This window comes from Rhizobium vallis, assembly GCF_003985155.1.
GTDB classification, from domain to species: Bacteria; Pseudomonadota; Alphaproteobacteria; order Rhizobiales; family Rhizobiaceae; genus Rhizobium; species Rhizobium vallis.
Map to the genome: position 1 here is coordinate 1 of NZ_ML133700.1, position 21815 is coordinate 21815.

19 protein-coding genes and 1 riboswitch are annotated in these 21815 nt (G+C 61.8%); of the genes, 8 read left to right on the plus strand and 11 right to left on the minus strand.

Annotated elements, in window-relative coordinates:
* Window positions 1–269: 269 nt before the first annotated feature.
* Window positions 270–938, minus strand: coding sequence for a GntR family transcriptional regulator (locus EFQ99_RS29755; protein WP_126924745.1), 669 nt, complete (start codon window positions 936–938; stop codon window positions 270–272).
* Between the two features lie 114 nt (window positions 939–1052).
* On the opposite strand from EFQ99_RS29755, the gene EFQ99_RS29760 reads away from it, so the two are divergent.
* From EFQ99_RS29760 to EFQ99_RS29770, 3 genes are read left to right on the plus strand one after another with little or no spacing between them, the layout of a single operon-like run.
* Window positions 1053–1838 (plus strand): LamB/YcsF family protein, encoded by a 786-nt coding sequence (locus EFQ99_RS29760; RefSeq protein WP_126924746.1) that lies wholly within the window; start codon window positions 1053–1055, stop codon window positions 1836–1838.
* A complete protein-coding gene (locus EFQ99_RS29765) occupies window positions 1831–3429 on the plus strand; it encodes a 5-oxoprolinase subunit B/C family protein (protein WP_126924747.1) in 1599 nt (532 codons plus the stop codon). Before EFQ99_RS29760 ends, EFQ99_RS29765 begins: the two co-directional genes overlap by 8 nt.
* Window positions 3426–5135, plus strand: a complete 1710-nt coding sequence (locus EFQ99_RS29770; RefSeq protein ID WP_126924748.1) for an acetyl/propionyl/methylcrotonyl-CoA carboxylase subunit alpha — start codon at window positions 3426–3428, stop codon at window positions 5133–5135. Before EFQ99_RS29765 ends, EFQ99_RS29770 begins: the two co-directional genes overlap by 4 nt.
* Window positions 5136–5208: 73 nt before the next feature.
* Here EFQ99_RS29770 and EFQ99_RS29775 read toward each other — a convergent pair whose 3' ends face one another.
* From EFQ99_RS29775 to EFQ99_RS29805, 7 genes are all read right to left on the minus strand, one after another.
* Window positions 5209–5820, minus strand: coding sequence for a thiamine phosphate synthase (locus tag EFQ99_RS29775; RefSeq protein ID WP_126924749.1), 612 nt, complete (start codon window positions 5818–5820; stop codon window positions 5209–5211).
* Complete coding sequence (locus EFQ99_RS29780; RefSeq protein ID WP_126924750.1) at window positions 5817–6590, minus strand: thiazole synthase; 774 nt, start codon at window positions 6588–6590, stop codon at window positions 5817–5819. The genes EFQ99_RS29775 and EFQ99_RS29780 overlap by 4 nt, the downstream gene beginning before the upstream one ends.
* A gap of 1 nt (window position 6591) precedes the next feature.
* Window positions 6592–6789, minus strand: coding sequence for a sulfur carrier protein ThiS (thiS, locus tag EFQ99_RS29785; protein WP_126924751.1), 198 nt, complete (start codon window positions 6787–6789; stop codon window positions 6592–6594).
* The gene (gene thiO, locus EFQ99_RS29790; RefSeq protein WP_126924752.1) at window positions 6780–7760 is read right to left on the minus strand and encodes a glycine oxidase ThiO; all 981 of its coding nucleotides are present in this window, start codon (window positions 7758–7760) and stop codon (window positions 6780–6782) included. Before thiO ends, thiS begins: the two co-directional genes overlap by 10 nt.
* A 1-nt stretch (window position 7761) precedes the next feature.
* A complete protein-coding gene (thiC, locus tag EFQ99_RS29795) occupies window positions 7762–9588 on the minus strand; it encodes a phosphomethylpyrimidine synthase ThiC (RefSeq protein WP_126924753.1) in 1827 nt (608 codons plus the stop codon).
* Window positions 9589–9678: 90 nt separating this feature from the next.
* A riboswitch (TPP riboswitch) is annotated at window positions 9679–9810 on the minus strand.
* Window positions 9811–9905: 95 nt separating this feature from the next.
* Window positions 9906–10148, minus strand: coding sequence for a hypothetical protein (locus EFQ99_RS29800; RefSeq protein WP_164736464.1), 243 nt, complete (start codon window positions 10146–10148; stop codon window positions 9906–9908).
* Between the two features lie 131 nt (window positions 10149–10279).
* Window positions 10280–12649 (minus strand): putative bifunctional diguanylate cyclase/phosphodiesterase, encoded by a 2370-nt coding sequence (locus tag EFQ99_RS29805; protein ID WP_126924754.1) that lies wholly within the window; start codon window positions 12647–12649, stop codon window positions 10280–10282.
* Window positions 12650–12777: 128 nt separating this feature from the next.
* On the opposite strand from EFQ99_RS29805, the gene EFQ99_RS29810 reads away from it, so the two are divergent.
* Window positions 12778–13584 carry an ABC transporter substrate-binding protein gene (locus tag EFQ99_RS29810; RefSeq protein WP_126924755.1) on the plus strand — a complete coding sequence of 269 codons (807 nt, stop codon included), beginning with the start codon at window positions 12778–12780 and terminating at the stop codon, window positions 13582–13584.
* 75 nt (window positions 13585–13659) lie between these two features.
* Here the strand turns inward: EFQ99_RS29810 and fdhA are convergent, their stop codons facing one another.
* On the minus strand, window positions 13660–14850 hold the full coding sequence (gene fdhA, locus EFQ99_RS29815) for a formaldehyde dehydrogenase, glutathione-independent (RefSeq protein ID WP_126924756.1): 1191 nt from the start codon (window positions 14848–14850) through the stop codon (window positions 13660–13662).
* 441 nt (window positions 14851–15291) lie between these two features.
* Window positions 15292–16194, minus strand: a complete 903-nt coding sequence (locus EFQ99_RS29820) for a DMT family transporter (protein WP_126924757.1) — start codon at window positions 16192–16194, stop codon at window positions 15292–15294.
* A 112-nt stretch (window positions 16195–16306) separates the two neighbouring features.
* Between EFQ99_RS29820 and EFQ99_RS29825 the strand changes: the two genes are divergently transcribed.
* Window positions 16307–17170, plus strand: a complete 864-nt coding sequence (locus EFQ99_RS29825) for a LysR substrate-binding domain-containing protein (protein WP_126924758.1) — start codon at window positions 16307–16309, stop codon at window positions 17168–17170.
* On the opposite strand, the gene EFQ99_RS29830 is transcribed toward EFQ99_RS29825, so the two are convergent.
* Entirely contained in the window at window positions 17157–18170 is a 1014-nt protein-coding gene (locus EFQ99_RS29830; RefSeq protein ID WP_126924759.1) for a GlxA family transcriptional regulator, read from the minus strand. The two genes, EFQ99_RS29825 and EFQ99_RS29830, sit on opposite strands and share 14 nt — an antisense overlap.
* Window positions 18171–18242: 72 nt before the next feature.
* Between EFQ99_RS29830 and bcoG the strand changes: the two genes are divergently transcribed.
* Genes bcoG through EFQ99_RS29845 form a run of 3 tightly spaced genes read left to right on the plus strand, consistent with a single transcriptional unit; the run spans window position 18243 to window position 21814 of the window.
* A complete protein-coding gene (gene bcoG, locus EFQ99_RS29835) occupies window positions 18243–19145 on the plus strand; it encodes a 3-dehydrocarnitine:acetyl-CoA trimethylamine transferase BcoG (RefSeq protein ID WP_126924760.1) in 903 nt (300 codons plus the stop codon).
* A gap of 7 nt (window positions 19146–19152) precedes the next feature.
* On the plus strand, window positions 19153–20643 hold the full coding sequence (locus EFQ99_RS29840) for a carnitine 3-dehydrogenase (RefSeq protein ID WP_126924761.1): 1491 nt from the start codon (window positions 19153–19155) through the stop codon (window positions 20641–20643).
* Window positions 20644–20653: 10 nt separating this feature from the next.
* The gene (locus tag EFQ99_RS29845; protein WP_126924762.1) at window positions 20654–21814 is read left to right on the plus strand and encodes an acyl-CoA dehydrogenase family protein; all 1161 of its coding nucleotides are present in this window, start codon (window positions 20654–20656) and stop codon (window positions 21812–21814) included.
* Window position 21815: the final 1 nt, after the last annotated feature.

Genomic DNA, 21815 nt, shown 5'->3' on the forward strand with positions numbered 1-21815 from the left:
TGATCTGGGATATATTGACCTGGAGCAGAGGACCTTGCAAACCATCGACAACCCGTTCGGCACGAGGTTGTCACCCATGTGTTAGGTACGCTCTGTTACCTATGTCTCCGGTATGGACACTTCAGCTATCGGAGCAGTTGAAAGGATACGAACCATCGACCCCTCACGTCGAGCGCAAGGCACTCAAAATTCGAGGTCTGAGGCGTAAGGCATGTTATGGAACAAGTGGCGTAGAATGGATGTGTCAGCTTCGACCACGCAGGTCGTCCTCATCCTTTCTTCCGTTGCATGGCGGCAAGAACCGATCTTTCCGATTTCAGCAGATAGGCTTCCAGGAAATCGATGGCGTCCGCAGTTTTCTCCTCCTCGATCAATTGGAGGAGGCTTATGTTCAGCGCGATGTAGGGTTCATGGAGATGAGCCGTGTATGCCAGAAGGCGGAAGACAAGCCGGAGTTCGGCCAGTACGAGATCGAAGCATAGGGAAAGCCGCGGACTGTCGCATAGGCTCACCATGGCGCGGTGAAACTCCATATTGACCGTCCCGACCTGTTGCCAGTCGCTGCTGGAGCGGGCGGCATCCGCCTCGTGCGTCAGAGCTTTCATCCTGGCAAGCGCCGGATGCCCGCGGCTTGCCGCCTGGATGGCGCCCTTTTGAATGACCCATCGCACGCGGTAGATATCCATGACCGCGGATTCATTTGGTGAAACGACGAACACGCCGCGGTTGGGAATATGCGTCAGCAGCCCTTGGCTGGTCAGCAGCCGAAAGACTTCCCGCAGGGTATTGCGCGATATGCCGAATTGCCCGGCCACCTGATGTTCGGAAAGCTTTTCGCCCGGTGCGAAGCGTCCCTGGATCAGCATTTCCCGTATTCGCAAAGCCACTTTTTCGGAAAGCGGCTGATCACTCTGCTCATCCAAATCGGCCAAGGCCATGAAATTTGCTCACTCCGAAGACCCGTTCATCCGATCATAGACAGTTTTTTATTGTTGAACAATATTGTATATGTTATTCAACAATCTCTGCTCTATCAATCAACAGGCTATGATATGATGACCGTCGATCTCAACAGCGATCTTGGTGAAAGCTTTGGTCCGTGGCCGATGGGCGACGACGTTGCGATGCTCGACATCGTCACAAGCGCGAACATTGCCTGCGGCTTCCATGCCGGTGATCCTGCCGGCATTCTGAAGGTGCTGCGGGCGGCGGCGGCTCGGGGCGTGGTGGTCGGCGCGCATGTCGGATACCGGGACCTCGTGGGATTCGGCAGGCGCAACATGGATCCGTCGAGCGAAGAGCTGGTCGGTGATACGATCTACCAGATCGGCGCCCTTCAGGGGCTGGCGAAAGCGGCAGGCACGACGGTGCGTTATGTCAAACCGCACGGCGCGCTCTACAACACCATTTCGAACGACGCCCGCCAGGCGGGCGATGTGATCGCGGCGATAAAGGCCGTCGATCCTTCCCTCATCCTGATGGCGCTCGCCGGCGCCCCCATCGTCAAGCAGGCTCGTGCGGCCGGGCTGACCGTCGTTTGCGAAGCCTTTGCCGACCGCGCCTATAATGCCGACGGCAGCCTTGTCAGCCGCCGTGCGCCGGGCGCGGTCATCCACGATCCGGATCAGGTCGCCGAACGGATGCTGCGGTTGGCGACTGAAGGCCGGATCACGACAATCGACGGCGACGATATCGAACTCGAAGCGCAGACGATCTGCGTCCACGGCGACACGCCGACGGCGGTCGCGCTGGCGCAAAGATTGCGGGAGGCCTTTACGGGGCGCGGCATCCGATTGGCCGCTTTCGCCGAGGTGAAGGACGGTGCGGCCCGTGGGTGAACTCCTGCGTTTCCTTCCCGCAGGCAGCGACAGTTTCCTGATCGAGCTTGCGGATCTCGAAACGGCGCAGGCGCTGTTTGACAGGCTGCAGGAAAAACAGCTGCCCGGCGTGAAGGAACTCATCCCTGCAGCCCGCACCGTCATGGTCCGTTTCGATCCACTGGAAACCGACCGCGCGCGGCTGGCGGATCTGATCGCGGAGATGGACCTTTCCGCGCGCACGGCGCGCGCAGGTTCCTTCTTCGAGATTCCGGTGGTCTACGACGGAGAGGATCTGGGAGATGTCGCCGGCTTGCTCGGCTGGACGGTTGAGGAACTCATTTGCCGGCATAGCGAGGCGACCTTCACCGTCGCCTTCACCGGTTTCGCCCCGGGCTTTTCCTACATGACCTGTGACGATCCCGCCTTCGACGTTCCTCGCAGAAAAAGCCCGCGGGTGCGAATCCCGGCAGGATCCGTCGCGATCGGCGGCCGCTTCGGCGGCATCTATCCGTCCGATAGTCCCGGCGGCTGGCAGCTTCTCGGGACCACTCCCTGGCGGATGTGGGACACTGAGCGGGAGCGGCCGGCTTTGCTGGCCCCCGGCGACCGTGTGCGCTTTCGCCGCCTTTCGGCACAGGAAGTCGCCCCAGTCGGCATGGCTTCGGCAAAGACAACAGCGCCGGCTCCGCCGTCAGGCGGCCTAACGGTTACCCAATCGGACCGACCGGCATTATACCAGGACCTAGGTCGGGCCGGCAGGGCAGACCAAGGCATTTCCGAATCCGGTGCCCTCGATCGCGTCGCCTTGTCGGAGGCCAACCTCTGTGTCGGAAACCCGCGCGATGCGACCGCGATCGAGATCACCTTTGGCGGCTTTTCGCTGTTGGCGGATCGTCCGGTAACCTTGGCGGTGACCGGCGCGCCCTGTCCGTTGACGATTCACAGCAGCGACAGATCGGACGTCGTTATCCCCTCGGGAAGACCATTCGCACTGGATACTGGAGACGAACTGAGGATCGGCCTGCCGCCGGAGGGCATGAGAAGTTATCTCGCTTTGCGCGGCGGCTTTCAGGTATCGGCCGTCATCGGCTCGACCTCAACCGACACGCTGGCAAAAGTCGGGCCCGAACCGATTGCACCAGGCGATATTCTTGTGCCCGCGGAGCGTCGGTCGATGGCGGTTGACCCTTTCAGGCCGGTGCCGCCGCCGCTGCCGCGCAGCGGCGAGACAGTAACGCTCGACATCATCCTTGGCCCTCGCTCGGACTGGTTTACGGACAAGGGGCTTGAAACTCTCGTTTCGCAGAGCTGGCAGGTTACGGCAGAGTCCAGCCGCGTCGGAATGCGCCTGTCGGGTTCCGTTCCCCTCGAAAAGCGCGATGCGGCCGAACTTCCCTCGGAAGGCACGGCTCATGGCGCCATACAGGTTCCGCACAGCGGCCAGCCGGTCATATTCCTGGCGGACCACCCGCTGACCGGAGGATATCCAGTGATCGGTGTGATCGCGGCCCATCACCTGGACCTTGCCGGTCAGGTGCCGATCGGCGCCAACATCCGGTTCAATCCCATTGCTCCTTTCGATCCGCTGGTGAAGGAAACCATCCGATGAAAAAGCTGCTCATCGCCAATCGCGGTGAAATCGCCATTCGCATCGCGCGGGCTGCCCGAGACTACGGCGTCACGTCGGTCGGGATGTATTCGGAAGCAGATGCCAGCGCGCTTCACGCGGAACTGGTCGATGAAGCCTATGGGCTCGGTGCAGGCCGTCCGGCCGACACCTACCTCAACATCGAAAGGATCCTCGACGTCGCCCGTCGCGCCGGCGCCGATGCCGTACATCCCGGCTATGGTTTCCTGTCGGAGCGTGCGGAATTTGCGCAAGCCGTTATCGATGCGGGAATGATCTGGGTCGGCCCCTCCCCCGACGTGATCACGGCGCTCGGCGACAAGGTGGAAGCTCGGCGGATCGCGGCAAAGGTGGGAGCACCCCTCGTCAAGGGTTCCGACGGCCCGCTGCAGACGGCTGCCAATGCCGTGGCATTCGCCAAGGAGGCAGGGCTTCCGCTCGCCATCAAGGCCGCTTTCGGCGGCGGCGGGCGCGGCATGAAGGTCGCATGGCGGCTCGAAGACGTCGGCGAGCTTTTCGAATCTGCAGTGCGCGAGGCGACGGAAGCCTTCGGTCGCGGCGAGTGTTATGCCGAACAGTTTCTCGACCGGCCGCGCCATGTCGAAGCGCAGATCATTGCCGACAATCACGGAAACACCGTCGTGCTCGGCACGCGCGATTGCTCCCTGCAGAGACGAAATCAGAAGCTGGTCGAAGAGGCCCCTGCTCCGTTCATCAGTGACGAACAGCGGAGCCGCATCCACGATGCTGCCCGCGCGATCTGCGTCGCGGCAGGCTATACGGGGGCTGGAACGGTAGAATTCCTGCTGTCTCAGGCCGGCGCCATATCCTTCCTTGAAGTCAATACGCGGCTTCAGGTGGAACATCCCGTCACCGAGGAGACAACCGGCATCGATATCGTTTTCGAGCAGTTGCGTATTGCCGATGGATTGCCGCTTTCCCTCACCGACACACCGCAACCACGCGGCCACTCGTTCGAATTTCGCATCAACGCCGAGGATCCCGGTCGAGGATTTCTGCCGACCCCGGGCCTGATCACCCGCTTTCGTCCCCCCGCAGGGCCTGGCGTGCGCCTCGACGCGGGCGTCGAAGCCGGGTCGGAAATCCCCGGGCTCTACGACTCGATGATGGCAAAGCTCATCGTCACCGCGCCGACGCGCGAGCAAGCACTCGTGCGGGCTCGTCGGGCGCTTGCGGAGTTTGAGATCGAAGGAGTGGCTTCGGTGTTGCCCTTCCATCGCGCCGTTGTGAACGAACCCGATTTTACCGGAGAAGACGGTTTTCGTGTCTTCACCAATTGGATCGAGACCGAATTTCGCGGTGTGGAGCCCTCCCCCCGCGTTGATCCCGTCGAAGGCCGGCTTCTGCACAGTTTCATCGAGATTGACGGCAAGCGCCATGTGCTGGGGCTTCCGGCCGCACTCTTTTCAGGCGCCGTCACCTCTCCCGCAGCCAAGCCTCCTTCTCAAGCAGTGAGCGAAGGAGCGATTACCGCGCCCATACCGGGAACGCTGCAGCGATGGCTCGTGGAAGACGGCGCGCAGGTTGCCGAAGGCGACGTCGTGGCATTGATCGAGGCGATGAAAATGGAAACGCGGGTCGTCGCGCCGAAGTCCGGTCGCATTCGCCTGAAAGCCGAGGCCGGCAGCACCGTTGCGCTCGGCATCGAACTCGCAACGATCGAGTAGAGGCAACAATGTCGCAATCTTTCGCAGATATCCTGGGGATATCTGCGAAATGTGAGATCGACCGTTATCCGGATCACGTCGTCCCGCGTTGGCGAGTTGCTGCAATCCACTCGAGGGTGCGTCGCTCCGGATCGGAATTGCGCGTGATGTCGGTCACGACGGCAGCACTGTCAGCCCCATTTTCAAACACGCCGGCAAGACGCTCCACGGTCAAGCCGCCAATGGCGACAAGCGGTAGCGAGCCGATGCGGCTTTTCCAGTCGTGCAAGCGGTCGAGACCCTGCGGCGCCCAGGGCATGGCCTTCAGAATGGTGGGGTAGATCGGACCGAGCGCGATGTAATCCGGGCGCGCCGCAAGCGCGACTGCCAATTCCGCCTCGTCATGCGTGGAAAGCCCTAATTTCAGGCCGGCCTGACGTATGGCGGCAAGATCGGCCGCGGCCAGATCCTCCTGGCCGAGATGGACGAAATCGCAGCCCTCCTCGATGGCAAGCCGCCAATAGTCATTGACGACCAGCTGGCACCCGTGCGCCTCACAGACTGCTTTTGCCCGCTGGATGTCGGCGCGGATGTCAGACAGCGATCGATCCTTGACGCGCAATTGCACGAGTTTGACCCCGAGCGGAACCAGCCTTTCGATCCAGGCGGCGCTGTCGACAACGAGATAAAAAGGATCGAGTATCACGCGAAAACCGCCTTTCCGATCACCGGCGTCGAGGGAACCGCCATGTCGCGCGGTTCCAGCATGCCCGCGCCGAATGCCTGCCTGCCGGCATCGATCGCCTTGGCAAAGGCTTCCGCCATGGCGGCGGGATCGCCCGCGCCGGCAACCGCAGTGTTGAGCAGGACCGCATCAAAACCCAGTTCCATAACGATCGTTGCATGCGACGGCCGGCCGATCCCGGCATCGACGATCAGCGGCACCTCGGGAAAGTGCGCGCGCATGGATCGAAGGGCGGAAAGGTTGAGCGGTCCCGCCGCCGTTCCGATCGGTGCGCACCAAGGCATCAAGACCTTGCATCCCGCCTCCAGCAAGCGCTCGGCCACTACCAGATCGTCGGTCGTATAGGGAAAGACCTCGAAGCCTTCGCTGCAGAGGATCCGCGCAGCTTCCACGAGCCCAAAGACATCCGGCTGCAGGGTGTCGTGATTGCCGATCACCTCGAGCTTGATCCAGTTGGTCTGAAACACTTCGCGCGCCATCTTGGCCGTCAGCACCGCCTCGGAAACGCCGTGGCAGCCAGCGGTGTTCGGAAGCACGCGGACGCCGAGCGTGCGGATCATGTCGAAAAATGCGCCACCATTACGCCCGCCGGCCGTTTCTCGCCGCAGCGACACGGTGACGATCTCCGTTCCGGATCGTTTGACGGCATCGGCTAGCACCGCCGGCGAAGGATAACGCGCGGTGCCGAGAAGAAGTCGCGATCCGATCTGGTCTCCGTAAAAATCAAGCATATCAGCCTCCCTGCATCGGGGTCAGGATTTCGATCCTGTCATTGTCGTTCAGGGCGTGCTCTTCGCGGTCTTCGCGATGAACGAGCTCGCCGTTGACGGCGGTCGCCAGCCACTCGCCCTCGTAGTCGAGTGCGGCCAGCAGCTGTGAAAGGGTGGTGGCGGCGATTGTCTGGGGTTCGCCATTGATGATCAGACGCATTGGGAGCTCCTTTGCTTCGTCCGCCCGGAAAAGACGAGATCTGCGGCTTTTGCCGCCATTGCAGGCGCCAGGAGAAAACCGTGGCGATAAAGACCGTTGAGCACGACGGCATTGCCTTCCCGCGCGACTCGCGGAAGATTGTCAGGGAAAGCTGGACGAATGCCGGCGCCGGTTTCGACAAGGGCGGCGTCCGCAAAGGCCGGATGCAGCGTGTAAGCTGCGTTCAGCAATTCCATCAGCGCGCGCGCGGTAATCGGCCCGCCGAAATCGGTCTCGATCATGGTCGCGCCGACCATGAAAAGGCCGTCGCCGCGCGGCACGACATAGACCGGGATGCGGGGATGAAGCAGGCGAACGGGCCGTGAAAGCTCTATCTCATCGGTACGCAGATAGAGCATCTCGCCCCTCACCCCGCGCAGATCGTCAAGCTGCCCGATGCGCGCAGCACCCGTGCAATCGACGATATCGGAGAATTCGTCTTCCTCCATATCGCCGCCCGAAAAAACAACGCCCTGCGCCGTCAATTTTTCTTTCAACAGCTGTAGCGCCTGCCTGGGATTGAGATGAGCTTCCTCTGGGAAAAACAGACCTTGCCGGTACCGCCCGGCGAGGGCCGGCTCCAGCGAGGCAATGTCTTCCTCATCAACCCACCGATACGAGCTCGTCCGGCCGGCAAAGCGTTTCAGCTCCCCGTGGTCGCGCGCCGGCGCGACCACCAGCGTCCCGTTGCGGGCGACGTGCCCTGGCAACATCGCATCCCAACGATCGGCGGCCTCTGTGCCGAGCCGGAGCACGGCCTCGTCGGCGCTTTCTCGCTCGCACCAGGGCGCCAGCATGCCGCCCGCAAACCACGACGCGGCGCGCTCGAAGTTTGCGTGCGGGTCCAGGACTGTCACCTCGGCGCCCCGGGCACGCAGTTCGTGTGTGACGGCGAGGCCGGCGACGCCGGCCCCTTTGACAAGGACGCGCATCTCAAGCATCCGGCGCTTCGGTGGAAGGGACCGCAACATAGAGGTCTCCGCCATCGCGGTAACGGGCGGCCATGGCTTCCAGGCCCTCCTTCTGCGCCTCCGACCGGATATCGTGCGATATGCGCATCGAGCAGAATTTCGGGCCGCACATCGAACAGAAATGAGCGACCTTATGCGCCTCCTTCGGAAGCGTCTCGTCGTGGAAGGAGCGGGCCGTCTCGGGATCGAGGGACAGGTTGAACTGGTCTTCCCAGCGGAATTCGAAACGGGCGCGCGACAGCGCATCGTCACGAATGCGCGCGGCAGGATGGCCCTTGGCGAGATCGGCGGCATGGGCGGCGATCTTGTAGGTGATGACCCCGGTCTTGACGTCGTTGCGGTCAGGTAGGCCGAGATGCTCCTTCGGCGTGACATAGCAGAGCATGGCCGTGCCGAACCAGCCGATCATCGCCGCGCCGATCCCCGAGGTGATGTGATCGTAGCCCGGCGCGATATCGGTCGTCAGCGGTCCGAGCGTATAGAAGGGCGCCTCGCCGCAGACGGCGAGCTGCTTGTCCATGTTCTCCTTGATCTTGTGCATCGGCACATGGCCGGGCCCTTCGATCATCACCTGGCAGTCTTTCGCCCAGGCGATCTTCGTCAATTCGCCGAGCGTTTCGAGTTCGGCAAATTGCGCGGTATCGTTGGCGTCAGCGATCGAGCCTGGGCGCAGGCCGTCACCAAGGGAGAATGAGACGTCATAGGCGCGGCAGATGTTGCAGATCTCCTCGAAATGCTCGTAGAGGAAGCTCTCGCGATGATGATGCAGACACCACTTGGCCATGATCGAGCCGCCCCGCGAGACGATGCCGGTGACGCGGTTGACCGTCAGCGGGATGTAATGCAGCCGCACGCCGGCATGGATGGTGAAATAGTCGACGCCCTGTTCGGCTTGTTCGATCAGGGTATCGCGATAGATTTCCCAGCTGAGGTTTTCGGCGATGCCCTCGACCTTTTCCAGCGCCTGGTAAAGCGGCACGGTGCCGATCGGCAGCGGCGAGTTGCGGATGATCCATTCGCGGATGTTGTGGATGTTGCGACCTGTGGAAAGGTCCATGACGGTGTCGGCGCCCCAGCGGGCGGCCCAGACCATCTTCTCGACCTCCTCCGCCATCGACGAGGTGACGGCCGAGTTGCCGATATTGGCGTTGATCTTCACCAGGAAATTCCGGCCGATGATCATCGGTTCGGCTTCCGGATGATTGATGTTGGCGGGAATGATTGCTCGGCCGGCGGCGACCTCCTGGCGGACGAATTCCGGCGTCACGTGATCGGGAATGTGGGCGCCGAAGCTCTCGCCGTCGCGAAGCATCGCACCGGCCTGCGCTTTACGGCCGAGGTTTTCGCGAATGGCGATGAATTCCATCTCCGGCGTGACGATACCGGCGCGCGCATAGGCCAGCTGCGTGACCGCCTTGCCGTCCTTGGCCCGCAGCGGCTGACGCTTGGCAGGAAACGCGGGCGTCAGCCGGTCGCCACTGGCAAAGCCGTTATCCTCGGGACGAATGCAGCGGCCCTCATAGGGTTCGACGTCGCCGCGGGCGAGCACCCAGTTCCGGCGCAATGCGGCAAGACCCTGCTCAATACGGATGTCGGCGCCTTCGATCGTATAGGGACCGGAGGAATCATATACAGTCACCGGCGGTTCGCCCGAAGTCGGATGGAGGCTGATCTGCCGCATCGGCACGCGGATATCGGGGTGCAGCTCTCCTGGAACGAAGATCTTGCGAGATCCCGGCAAAGGGCCGGTCGTGACGGTCGGATGAAGATTCTTGGCGGCAATTGTCATGGTTGAGGCTCCAAATTGGTTTGGAGACCCAGTCCTCACGCCGGAATGATGGAAAGACGCCGGCCCGGATTCGAAAACGAATCCCATGCCTTTCGAGCGCTTGCACCGTCCCTACGCCAGTATGAACTGGATCAGGTTCAACGGGTCACTGCGCCACAACAGGCAAAGCCGTATTGTCCAGCAGTATCTCAGCCCCTTGCCGGGACCCCCCTGGTGAATGCTGCGGAGGCTACGTCCTCGGTCGAGTTCATGTCAACCCTGGAACTGAGACGTAACGTGATGAAGGCAGATTGCTATGTGGTGCAATCCAAGCGGTCCTACCGCCACTTGCGGGCATCCGTGCTATTCTGACAGCCATAGGGCGGTAAGGCGTTACCGAACGTGGCGTGCAGCGTGACACATCCCCATTCGTTGATCGGGCCGGGCATCCGGCTGTTCAACTCGATGCCGACTTCATCATACGGGCTTTCCGTATTGGTGACGTAGCGGTACCAGCGGAAGCCAATGACCACGACCAGGACGATGACGACCGTCAGCAATAACTGGATGGCGCGACGCAATATATTCTCCTTCAAAATCAATAATATCAGGCCAGCGTCCCATCTTCGCGGCGGCCGGATTGCCTGCCTTCCTATTGAGTTGCGCTGATGTGCACAAGATGACCGCGCGAGCGGCGGGAGGGCAAAGCCTCTCAGGCGATGGCTCTTGGAGCGATCGTGCGTGGCCCGGTGGCGTCCTCAGGCTGCCGGAAACAATCGAGTTCGCGAAGCGGAGCCGGTCTGGAAAAGTAATAGCCCTGGAGGTCGGTGCAACCCAGCGCGGTCAGAAAGTCGCGCTGATACTCGGTCTCGACCCCTTCGGCCGTCGTCGAGATACCGAGGTTGCGGCTGAGCGCGACAATGGCGCCGATGATGGCTGCCCCATTGGCTTTCGTGCCGAGCAGCGAGACGAAGGATCGATCGATCTTGATCCTGTCGATATCGAAGCGCATCAGGTGGCTGAGACAGGAATAGCCGGTTCCGAAATCGTCGAGCGAAATCTGAACGCCCCGGCCGCGCAGCGACTTCAGCACCGTGTAAACGTCGGAATTATCTTCGATCAGTGAGGACTCGGTGAGCTCGAGTTCAAGCCGGGATGGCGCCAGCCCGGTCTCCTGAAGCACCGTGAATACTTCCTCGGCAAAATTTGGCCTCCTCAACTGGGAGGGAGATACATTGACCGCGACGAAGCTGTTTTCGGGCCAGTTGCGCGCGGCTGTGCAGGCCTCGCGCAATACCCAGAAACCAAGCGCATCGATGAGGCCGCCCTCCTCGGCGACAGGGATGAAGCTCGCAGGCGTCAGCAGACCGCGTTGGCTGTGGCGCCAACGCACGAGGGCCTCGGCACCCGACGCCCGATATCCGTTCTCCGCACGGTGTATCGTCTGATAATAAACTTCCAGCGATCCGAAATCCGGCCTTTTTACGATCGGATCGGGTTGCGTGCCGTCGGCGAGGGAGGCTGCCCCTTTGGCCAGAACTTCCCGCAATTCGTTCTTGAGAATATCGCGCGCATTCCTGCCGCCGTCCATGGATGGCGAATAGGCTCGCCATTGACCTCTTCCGCCAACCTTCGCCTCATAAAGCGCGACGTCGGCATAGCGCATGATGTCATCGGCGTTCCGCCCGGCATCCGGCACGATGGTCACGCCTATAGAGCCGCCGACCCGCGCGACCGCTTCGCCCTTCAAAAGCGGGAAGGGTTTTGCGAGTTCGGCAACGATCGCCTCACATATTGCCGGCAGAATTTGATCGTCGTCGATATCCCGGAGAAGCAGGGCAAACTCATCCCCTCCAAGCCGGGCAAGCGTATCATCGGAACGAAGCACCGATCGGATCCGCTCGGCCGCCATCCTGATCAGTTCATCACCGGCAGCATGGCCGAACGTGTCGTTCACGGCCTTGAACCGGTCGAGGTCAAGAAGTGCGACGGCGAAGCGCTCCACCGAATTCTGCGTATCGGCCAGGCATTCGTCGAACCGCATCGCAAACATCGCGCGATTGGGAAGGCCGGTCAGCACATCATGCAGCGCAAGCTGCCTTGCATGGAGCTCGCTCTTCTTCAGATCGCCGAGACTGCTGCGCAAGCGCACGAGCAGGACCGAGAACAGGACCGCGATCACCAAGGCGGCAATCGAAAGCGCCGGCATCAGCCGGCCGATCACCCTCGAGCCCGGAAGGTCGGGCCGCCAGACGATGAAGCCGATCGGTTCGCCGTTTGACGTCGCATCGATCTGAAACGCAACCTCGTTTTCGTCAGCATCGGCAGTGCGCGCGAAGCGTGCGCCGTTGAGGCCCTGCTGCCGGCTCAATTCGTCCAGTGCCGCGCCATCGATGAACCGCACGACGATCAGGAATTGCCGCGTGGGCTGCTCTTGTCCCTGCGGAGCTTCGTTGATTGCCACGACTCCGACGATCGTCGGGCGACCTTCCAGCCGCATCAGATTGGCCAGAGCACGGTTGGGACGCGCGGCGCTCGCAAGGCGGCTTTCCATCGAGGACGGCGTTCGTTCGCTGGAAACCGCGCCTTGGTTCGCCTCAAGGCGGGCATCCTGAAGGAGCGGCAAAAGGAGAGGCTTCATCCAGCGATAACGCTTTTCAGTTTGGGCGTCCGCCATCATCAGCAGGTGAGCCTGCTCGTCGACGACAAAAGCCTGATCGTAGCCGAAAGCGGACATTGCGGTCTGACTGATCGCGCTTCCCGTCGCCGTCGTCAGCACCATATCGAGGCTGGAGGAAACTCCGGCTGCCCGGGAGGCCGGATGGATGCGGGCGAGATAGCCGTTGCCGAACTGGCCTATGACATGGGCTACCTGCGTGACCTGCTCCCGCAGGCGCGCATTGACCAGTTGACGCTGGCGATCGAGGGCCGCCGCGTCGCTTTCCGTTCCCGCCCACAGAGCCGAAAGCACGACAAGTCCGATCGCGCCAAGCCCGCTGACGGCGATGAGAAAGAGAATTCTGCCCGAAGCTATCCAGGATTGCTGAAACGTATTGGAGCTGGAAGGACGAACGATGTGCAAGTGTAGACCCCTGAACACAACTAGAAGCGGGCGCCGTCACTGACAGTAACAAACAAGCGTTCACGTAGAATTAAAAGCTAAGGCGCACCATGAGGCGAGATCGACGACACCCCAAGGAGTTCCCGACGATGCTGCGCATGTCCATTCAAACCATATTGCGCGGAACGCTGATGGCGGGCGGCGTGGGTGTCTTCTTGGCTGCGGCCTCGCCGGTCCCGGTGGCTGCGCAGGATCCGACCCCTATGAGAATTGCCGTTGAAGGCGCATTTCCGCCCTTCAACTATCTCGATGCCAACAACAAGCTTCAGGGCTTCGACATCGACATTGCCAATGCCCTTTGCGAGGTCGGCAAATTCGAGTGCCAATTCATCATCGAGAAGTGGGACGATATGATCCCCGATCTCATTGCCAGCAAATACGACGCGATCATCTCATCCATGTCCATGAGCCTTGAGCGGCGTCAGAAGGTTGCCTTTACTGAAAAATACTACAACAGTCCGTCGGTATTCATCGCTCGCAAGGATTCGCCGATCCGCGATATCAGCCCCGCCGCCTTGAGCGGCAAAATCCTCGGGGTGACGTCGTCGACGGCGCAGGAATCCTACGCCAAGCATTTTTATCCCGACATGAAGAAGACGGTTTTCCGGTCGTCGCCGGAATTGTACAAGGGGCTGTCGGATGGCAGCGTCGACATTATCCTTGAAGACAAGCTTGCCATCTACGACTGGATCGCGAACACGAAGGCAGGAACCTGTTGTGAGTTCAAGGGACCGGATCTGGTCGATGTGACCTATTTTGGCGAAGGCGCAGGAATTGCGCTGCGTATGGATGACGGCGATCGTCTAGCGCGCCTGAACGCAGCCTTGAAGACGATCAAGGAAGACGGAACCTACGACATGATCAACGCGAAGTATTTCCCGTTCAGCATTCAGTAGCTACCGACCGAGTTTTGTGTGATCGATGCAAGATGGCCGGCGCTTGTCCGGCCATCTCTGTTTCGGTCCTGAACGTCAGGCGGCTTTCGCGACGTCTCCATGCGGGTCGAGGACAAATTTCGTCGCCGCTCCATGGTCGAAGCTCTCATAGCCCTCAGCGGCTTCGTCAAGCGGGATGACCTTGGCGTTCACGATATCGGCGATCGGCAGCCGGTCGTGCAGGATCGCCTGCATGAGCTGGCGATTGTACTTCAGCACTGGCGTCTGGCCTGTGTGGAAGGACTGGGCCTTGGCCCAGCCGAGGCCGAAGCGGAGCGAAAGATTGCCGTGCTTGGCGGCGTTGTCGACGGCGCCCGGATCCTCGGTGACGTAGAGGCCGGGAATGCCGATCGAACCGGCGGCACGGGTGATCTCCATCATCTGATTGAGAACGATCGCCGGCTGCTCGCCGCCGGAGTGACCGCGCGCCTCGAAGCCGACGGCGTCGATGGCGCTGTCGACTTCATTGGTGCCGACGACCTGCGCGATCATGTCGCCGAGACGGTCGCTCTTGGAGAGGTCGATCGCTTCGAAACCGACCTTGGCCGCATGCGCCAGGCGGTCCTTGTTGAAATCGCCGATCATGACAACGGCAGCGCCGAGGATGCGGGCAGAGGCGGCAGCCGCAAGGCCGACAGGACCGGCGCCGGCGACATAGACGGTCGAGCCGACCCCGACGCCCGCACGCACCGCGCCATGGAAACCGGTGGGCAGAATGTCGGAGAGCATGGTGAGATCGCGGATCTTCGCCATGGCTCTGTCCCGATCCGGGATTTTCAGCAGGTTGAAGTCTGCGTAGGGAATGGTCACGTAACGAGCCTGTCCGCCAATCCAGCCGCCCATGTCGACATAGCCGTAAGCGCCGCCGGCACGCGCCGGGTTCACCGTCAGGCAGACGCCGGTATCCTGAGATTTGCAGCAGCGGCAGCGGCCGCAGGCGACATTGAACGGCACCGAGACGATATCGCCGATATCGAGCATTTCGACGTCGACGCCTTTCTCGATGATCTCGCCGGTGATTTCGTGGCCGAGGACCAGGCCCGGCATCGCGGTCGTGCGGCCGCGGACCATGTGCTGGTCGGAGCCGCAGATATTGGTCGAAATCACCTTCAGGATGACGCCGTGCTCGATGCGGCGGCCATCGGGCGCTTCCAGCTTCGGGTCGTCGATGTCGCGAACCTCGACCTTGCCCGGACGGAGATAGACGACGCCTCTATTCTTGCTCATGGATTCCTCCCACGTGTTTGAAATGCCTCGATCCGCAACCAATGCAGCCGACGGCAACCTTTCCTCCGGCCTGCCTCCTCTGCAGTCCGGCATTTCAATACCGCCGCATCGGGCGATATTCGAATTTGCAAATAGGCGGAGACGGATTGAATGGAAGGGAGGAGCGAACGCCGAAGCTTCAGCCTGTCGAGTTCGGGTCGTGATCGCCTGCCGCAATCTGTCGATCTGCTGCGCAAAGAGCTGGTTTCCGGGCTCCAGAACCTCCTTTCGGTCGATCTCGGTGTCTTTCCGGATTATTATCCGGCAATGTCCTTGAGGATCTCGGTTCCTCTGCCGCCTTGCACCTTCAGCAAACCACGCCGCGCGCAAAACAGCGCTCACGAAAACGACAGGGCGCAACTCAAAGACGACAGTCGGCAAAGACGTGATAATGCATGACGGTCAGGAACGTTGCCGCTGCCCGCGCTTAAAGTCCATGACCGTGTGCCAGAACACGGCGCCGAGGATGATCGTGCCGCCGAAAAAGGTGGCGACCGGCGGCTTTTCGGAAAACAGCAGCCAGACCCAGAAGGGCGTCAGCACGATTTCCACCGTGCCGATCAGCGCCGCTTCGGCCGGCGGCATTCGCTTTGCTCCAGCCAGGAACAGCACGAGCGCGAGGGAGAAATTGGTCGCGCCGAAGGCGGCAAGAACGATCCAGTTGTGGAGGTCCAGCGAGCCGACCGAGCCGAAGGGGGCAAAGATCGCAAGCGTGAGGAAGGCGCTGACGACGGTCGGCGGCAGGCTCGGCACGCCGGGGCTGATGCGCGGAATGATGATGACGAGAGCGAAAGAAGCGGTCATGCCGAGCGCCAGCAGATCGCCGAAACCCGTGCCGCCGCCGATCGACGAGGCCACGATGACCGCGACGCCTGCGAGAGAGATGCCGCCGGCAATCATTGTTCGCCCGGCAATCCTCTCCTTGAGGATGAGCCAGCCGAGCAGCGCCGCGATGAACGGCGTCGTCGCATAGATCATCGTCACATTGGCGACGGTGGTCGTATATAGCGCACCGATGAAACATCCCTGACTGAAGGTCTGGCATGCAATCATCGCAAGACCAGACGGATGGAAAACGGATCGCCATTGCCGCCGCGAGATGCCCCCTTCGAGGAAAAGGCAGGGGATCAGCAGAAACAGGCCTCCGAACAACGATCGCCAGGCGATCGCTGTCCACACGTCGGTGGTCAGGAGTCGGGAGTAGACGCCACTCGCGCTCCAGGCAAGGGTTGCGGCCGCGATGAGAAAGACGCCCTTCTCATGCTCGCTGGCTGCGAGTGGTCTGGCCGGATTTTCGATGGTCACGCAGGTATCTCAAAGAAGGAAGTCGAACGCGGTTCTTTTCTGGCTCAAGAATTGACATTAGACAAACGAATAGTAGAGATAGCTGACATCGATTTTTTCTATGGCTATTCCCATGCATGAGCCGATTGAGAGTGACCTGCTGAGGACCTTTCTTGTCGTCGCCGAGACCTTGAACTTCTCGGCTGCTGCCCAGCGCATCGGGCGGACCCAATCGGCCGTGAGCACCCAAATCAAGCGGCTCGAACAGACGATCGGCGAAAACCTGTTCGAGCGCGGCGCCCGCGGCGTACTGCTCACACGCCAGGGCATACAGCTCGTCCCGTATGCCCGACGAATAATCGACCTTCTGAGCGAGGCCGCCGCGACGATCCGCAGCAAGCCGTTGGATGGGCCAGTGCGCATCGGAATTCCCGAGGAATACAGCCAGACGGTGCTGCCGGCGGCTCTTGCGGCTTTCGCCGTACGCCATCCGGCCGTCGAGGTCACCGTGTCTTGCGACTATACCGTCCGTAACCTCGCCGCCCTCGAGCGGGACGAACTCGATCTGGCCGTGGTTTTCGACTGGAGCGATCAGACGAAAGGCGAGGTCCTCTGTATCGACCCGACCGTCTGGGTCACATCGATGGTGCACCGGCTGCACGACATCGATCCGCTGCCGATTGCGACCTATCGCAACTCCACCTGGTCGCGCGATTATGCGCTCTGGTCGCTGGAGCAGATCGGGCGCAATTACCGGATCGCCTTCATCGCCGATACCGGCTCGGGGCTGAAGAATGCCGTGACCGCGGGCCTTGCCGTCACCACGTTATGTCGCAGCAATATTCCGCCCGGCTGCCGCGAGTTGACTGCCGAAGACGGCTTCCCACCGGTCGATTCCTCGAAAGTCGTGCTCCGGCGCAATCCCTACCGATCCAGTGAGGCAGTTCGCGAGCTCGCGGATATGTTACGAGACGCTTTCCAGCCTACGGCGGCGTGATGCGGCGGCGCAAGCGGCGCCGGGTCTCCGACGGGCTCTCGGAGAAACTCGCACGGTAGCTTCTCGCAAAGGCGGAGGCCGAATTGAAACCGGTCGCAGCCGCGATGTCGGCGAAGGAGGCGGTCGTCTCGATCACCTTGCGGCGGGCCGCGTTCAGGCGCAGCGCGAGATAATGCACATGCGGCGGCGCGCCGATACTCTGCTGGAAAAGATCCTGCAGATGCCTTGCGCTGATGCCGACCCTACGGGCGAGCCGCGCCAGGATCAGAGGTTGCTCGATGTGCTCCTCCATCAGCCGCACCGCCTGCGTCACGCGGGGGTCGTGCATGCCGAGCCCTGCGGACGCGGCGGAAAGTTGTTCATCCGCATGGAAGGACGGCTGCTCGTAACGAAACAGCCGGCTGACCTCCAGCGCCAGCGAATAGCCTTGCCGCTGCCTGATTATCTCTAGCATCAGGTCGACGGTCGGTAGCGAACCTGACGTCGTCAGCCGTTTGGCGCTGATGACGAAACGATCCTTGACGGCGCCCACCTCGGGATAAGCCAGCGCAAAATCCTCGTAGTCCTCCCAGTGCACGGTCGCCGGCTGCCCGTCGAGCAGACTTGCCTCGGCAAGCAGCCATGTGCCGGACTCGATGCCGGCAATCATGGTGCGGTGGCGGGCGGCCTGGGAGAGCTGCATCTTCAACGCCGGTGTCGCACTTCGGTGCCAATTGTAGCTCGCCAGCACGAAAAGCGGCGTATCCTCGGTCGTCGCCCGGAAGATCCCTTCCGCCGGCACGGCGATATTGCTGGTGGTTGGGACCGGCGCCCCGTCAGGCGTCAGCAGGCGCCAGCGATAAAGCTCGCTGCCGGAGATGCGGTTGGCGCCGCGCAGCGGTTCGATGACCGATGCGATCAGGATCAGGTTCGTGTCCGGCAGGACGAGAAGATCGATATCGAGCCGTTCCGTTGATCGCTGCAGCAAGACCGCCTCCAGAAAATTCCGATAATGTATCAACTGCTTCTGAAATTGCAAAGCATCGCTGCCCAACCTGTCGCGTAATGCTGACAAGACGGGGAGAACAAAAACATGCCTCTTGCGATGAACCGCGATGTCTTCATCACCTGTGCCGTGACCGGCGCCGGCGATACGGTCTCAAAATCCAGCCACGTGCCGATCACTCCCAAGCAGATCGCCCAATCCGCGATCGATGCGGCAAAGGCCGGTGCGGCGGTCGTTCACTGCCATGTCCGCGATCCGGAAACGGGTGCTGCCAGCCGCCGCAACGATCTCTACAAGGAAGTCACCGACCGTATCCGCTCAGCGGATGTCGATGTCGTCCTCAACCTCACTGCCGGCATGGGTGGCGACCTGATCTTCGGGAATGTCGAAAGTCCCCTGCCCCTTAACCCGAAGGGCACGGATATGGCGGGTGCCACCGAGCGCGTCAGCCATGTCGCCGAATGCCTGCCGGAGATCTGCACGCTCGACTGCGGCACGATGAACTTCAACCTCGGCGACTATGTCATGACCAACACGCCGGCCATGCTGCGGGCGATGGCGAAGAAGATGACCGATCTCGGCGTGCGGCCGGAGATCGAGGCCTTCGACACCGGCCATCTCTGGTTCGCCAAGCAGCTTGCCGAAGAAGGCCTGATCGAAGACCCGGTGCTGATCCAGCTCTGCATGGGCATTCCGTGGGGCGCGCCCGACGATCTCAATACCTTCATGGCGATGGTCAACAACGTGCCTCAGAGCTGGACCTTCTCGGCCTTCTCGATCGGTCGCAACGCGATGGCCTATCCGGCCGCAGCGGTTCTCGCCGGCGGCAACGTCCGCGTCGGCCTGGAAGACAATCTCTTCGTCGGCAAGGGCCAGCTCGCCACCAATGCGCAGCTCGTCGAAAAGGTCGTGCAAGTGGTCGAAGGCATGGGCGCCCGGATCATCGGTCCCGAGGACGTTCGCAAGAAACTCAAACTGACGAAGCGCTGAGGGCGGCATGAGAGGGATCAACAAGGCAGCCTGTATCGGCGGCGGCGTCATCGGCGGCGGATGGATCGCCCGGTTTTTGCTGGCCGGCATCGACGTCGATGTGTTCGATCCGCACCCGGAAGCGGGCCGGATCGTCGGCGAAGTGATCGCCAATGCCGAAAAAGCCTATGCCATGCTGACTGGCGCGCCGTTGCCGCCGCGCGGGAGGCTCACCTTCTGCAAGACGCTGGAAGAGGCCGTCGTCGGTGCGGACTGGATCCAGGAAAGCGTGCCGGAAAGACTTGATCTCAAGCGCGGCGTGCTGACCCAGATCGATGCCGTGGCGCGACCCGACGCGCTGATCGGCTCCTCCACATCCGGGCTGCTGCCGACCGATCTGCAGCGGGACATGAAGTATCCCGAACGCCTCTTCGTCGCCCATCCCTATAATCCCGTCTATCTCTTGCCGCTCGTCGAAATCGTCGGCGGCGAGAAGACTTCGGCGGCCACCATCCAGGCGGCGATGGAAAGACTTCCGCCGATCGGCATGAAGGGCGTCCACATCGCCAAGGAGATCGAGGCCTTTGTCGGCGACCGGCTGCTCGAGGCGCTCTGGCGCGAGGCCCTGTGGCTCATCCACGACGATATTTGCACCGTCGAGACGCTCGACGACGTCATCCGCTATTCCTTCGGCCTGCGCTGGGCGCAGATGGGCCTGTTTCAGACCTATCGTATTGCCGGCGGCGAGGCGGGCATGCGCCACTTCCTCGCCCAGTTCGGGCCCTGCCTCGCCTGGCCCTGGACCAAGCTCACCGATGTCGTCGACCTCGACGACGCTCTGATCGAAAAGATCGGCCGACAATCCGACGAGCAGGCGGCCGGTCTTTCGATCCGCGAGCTCGAACGCATCCGCGACGAAAATCTCGTCGGCATCCTGCAAGCCCTCAAGGGCGGCGATAGCGGCAAGGGCTGGGGCGCCGGCAAGCTTCTGAAGGATTTCGAGCAATCGCTCTGGGCGAAAGGCGGCAGCAAGGCCGCGCCAGCCGATCCGTCGCAGCCGTTGCGGCTCGTCGAGGCCAAGGTAAGCCCGGCCTGGGTCGACTATAACGGCCATATGACCGAACACCGCTATCTCCAGGTCTTCGGCGATACATCCGATGCGCTGTTGCGCCTTGTCGGCGTCGACCTCGCCTATGTCGAGGCGGGGCGGAGCTACTACACCGTGGAAAGCCATATCCGTCATCTCGGCGAGGCGAAGCTCGGGCAGGCGATCCATTCGACCTGCCAGGTTCTGGCCGCCGACGACAAACGGCTGCATGTCTTCCACACTTTGTTCGATACGGCGACGGGCGAGGCTCTCGCCACTGCCGAGCACCTGCTGCTGCATGTCGACAGCAAGGTGGGCAAGGCGACACCGGCGCCGGCCGCAGTGCTCGATAAGGTCAAGGCGATCGTCGCGGCTCATTCGGAATTGGCGTTGCCTGAAGGCGCCGGCCGTCACGTCGGCCAGAGGCGATAGGAGGAGCGCCATGGATTTCGGTCTCAGCGAAGAACAGGAAATGATCGTCGACACGGTTCGCGCCTTCGTCGAAACCGAAATCTATCCGCATGAGACCGAGGTCGAGCGCGCCGGTATCGTCCCGCCGGAGCTTGGGCGCGAAATCCAGCGCAAATGCATCGATCTCGGCTTTTACGCCTGCAATTTCCCCGAAGAGGTGGGCGGTGCCGGTCTCGACCATGTGACCTTCACGCTGGTCGAGCGGGAACTCGGGCGTGGCTCGCTGGGGCTGACGGTCTTCTTCGGGCGGCCCTCCGGTATCCTGATGGCCTGCGAAGGCGAGCAGCGTGAGCGCTACCTCCTGCCCGCGGTGCGCGGCGAGAAGATCGATGCGCTTGCGATCACCGAGCCGGATGCCGGTTCCGACATGCGCGGCATGAAATGCGCCGCCCGCCGTGATGGGGGCGACTTCATCCTGAACGGCACGAAACATTTCATCTCCCATGCCGATGTCGCCGATTTCGTCATCGTCTTTGCCGCTACCGGCGAGGAAGAGACGCCGAAAGGCATCAAGAAGAAGATCACTGCCTTCCTGGTGGATCGCGGCACGCCCGGCTTCGACATCCTCAAGGGCTATGATTCCGTCTCGCATCGCGGCTACCATAACTGCACGCTCAGCTTCACCGATTGCCGAATTCCCGCGAGCCAGATGCTGGGCGAGTTGCATCGCGGCTTCGATATCGCCAATCAATGGCTCTACGGCACGCGGCTGACGGTTGCCGCGACCTGCGTCGGCCGGGCGCGGCGCGTCTTTGAGATGGCGCTTCCCTATGCCGCCGAGCGCAAACAGTTCGGCAAGCCGATCGGCGCCAATCAGGGCGTGTCGTTCAAGCTTGCCGACATGATCACCGAGATTGACGCCGCCGACTGGCTGACCCTTGCCGCCGCCTGGCAGGTCGATGCCGGCCGTCCCGCAGACCGGCAGATCGCTTCCGCCAAGCTCTATGCCTCGGAAATGCTCGCCCGCGTGACGGATGAGGCGATCCAGATCTTCGGCGGCATGGGCCTGATGGATGACCTGCCGCTTGCCCGCTTCTGGCGCGATGCGCGTGTCGAGCGCATCTGGGACGGCACGTCGGAAATCCAGCGGCATATCATCAGCCGCGACCTGCTTCGGCCCCTGGGAGCGTGAG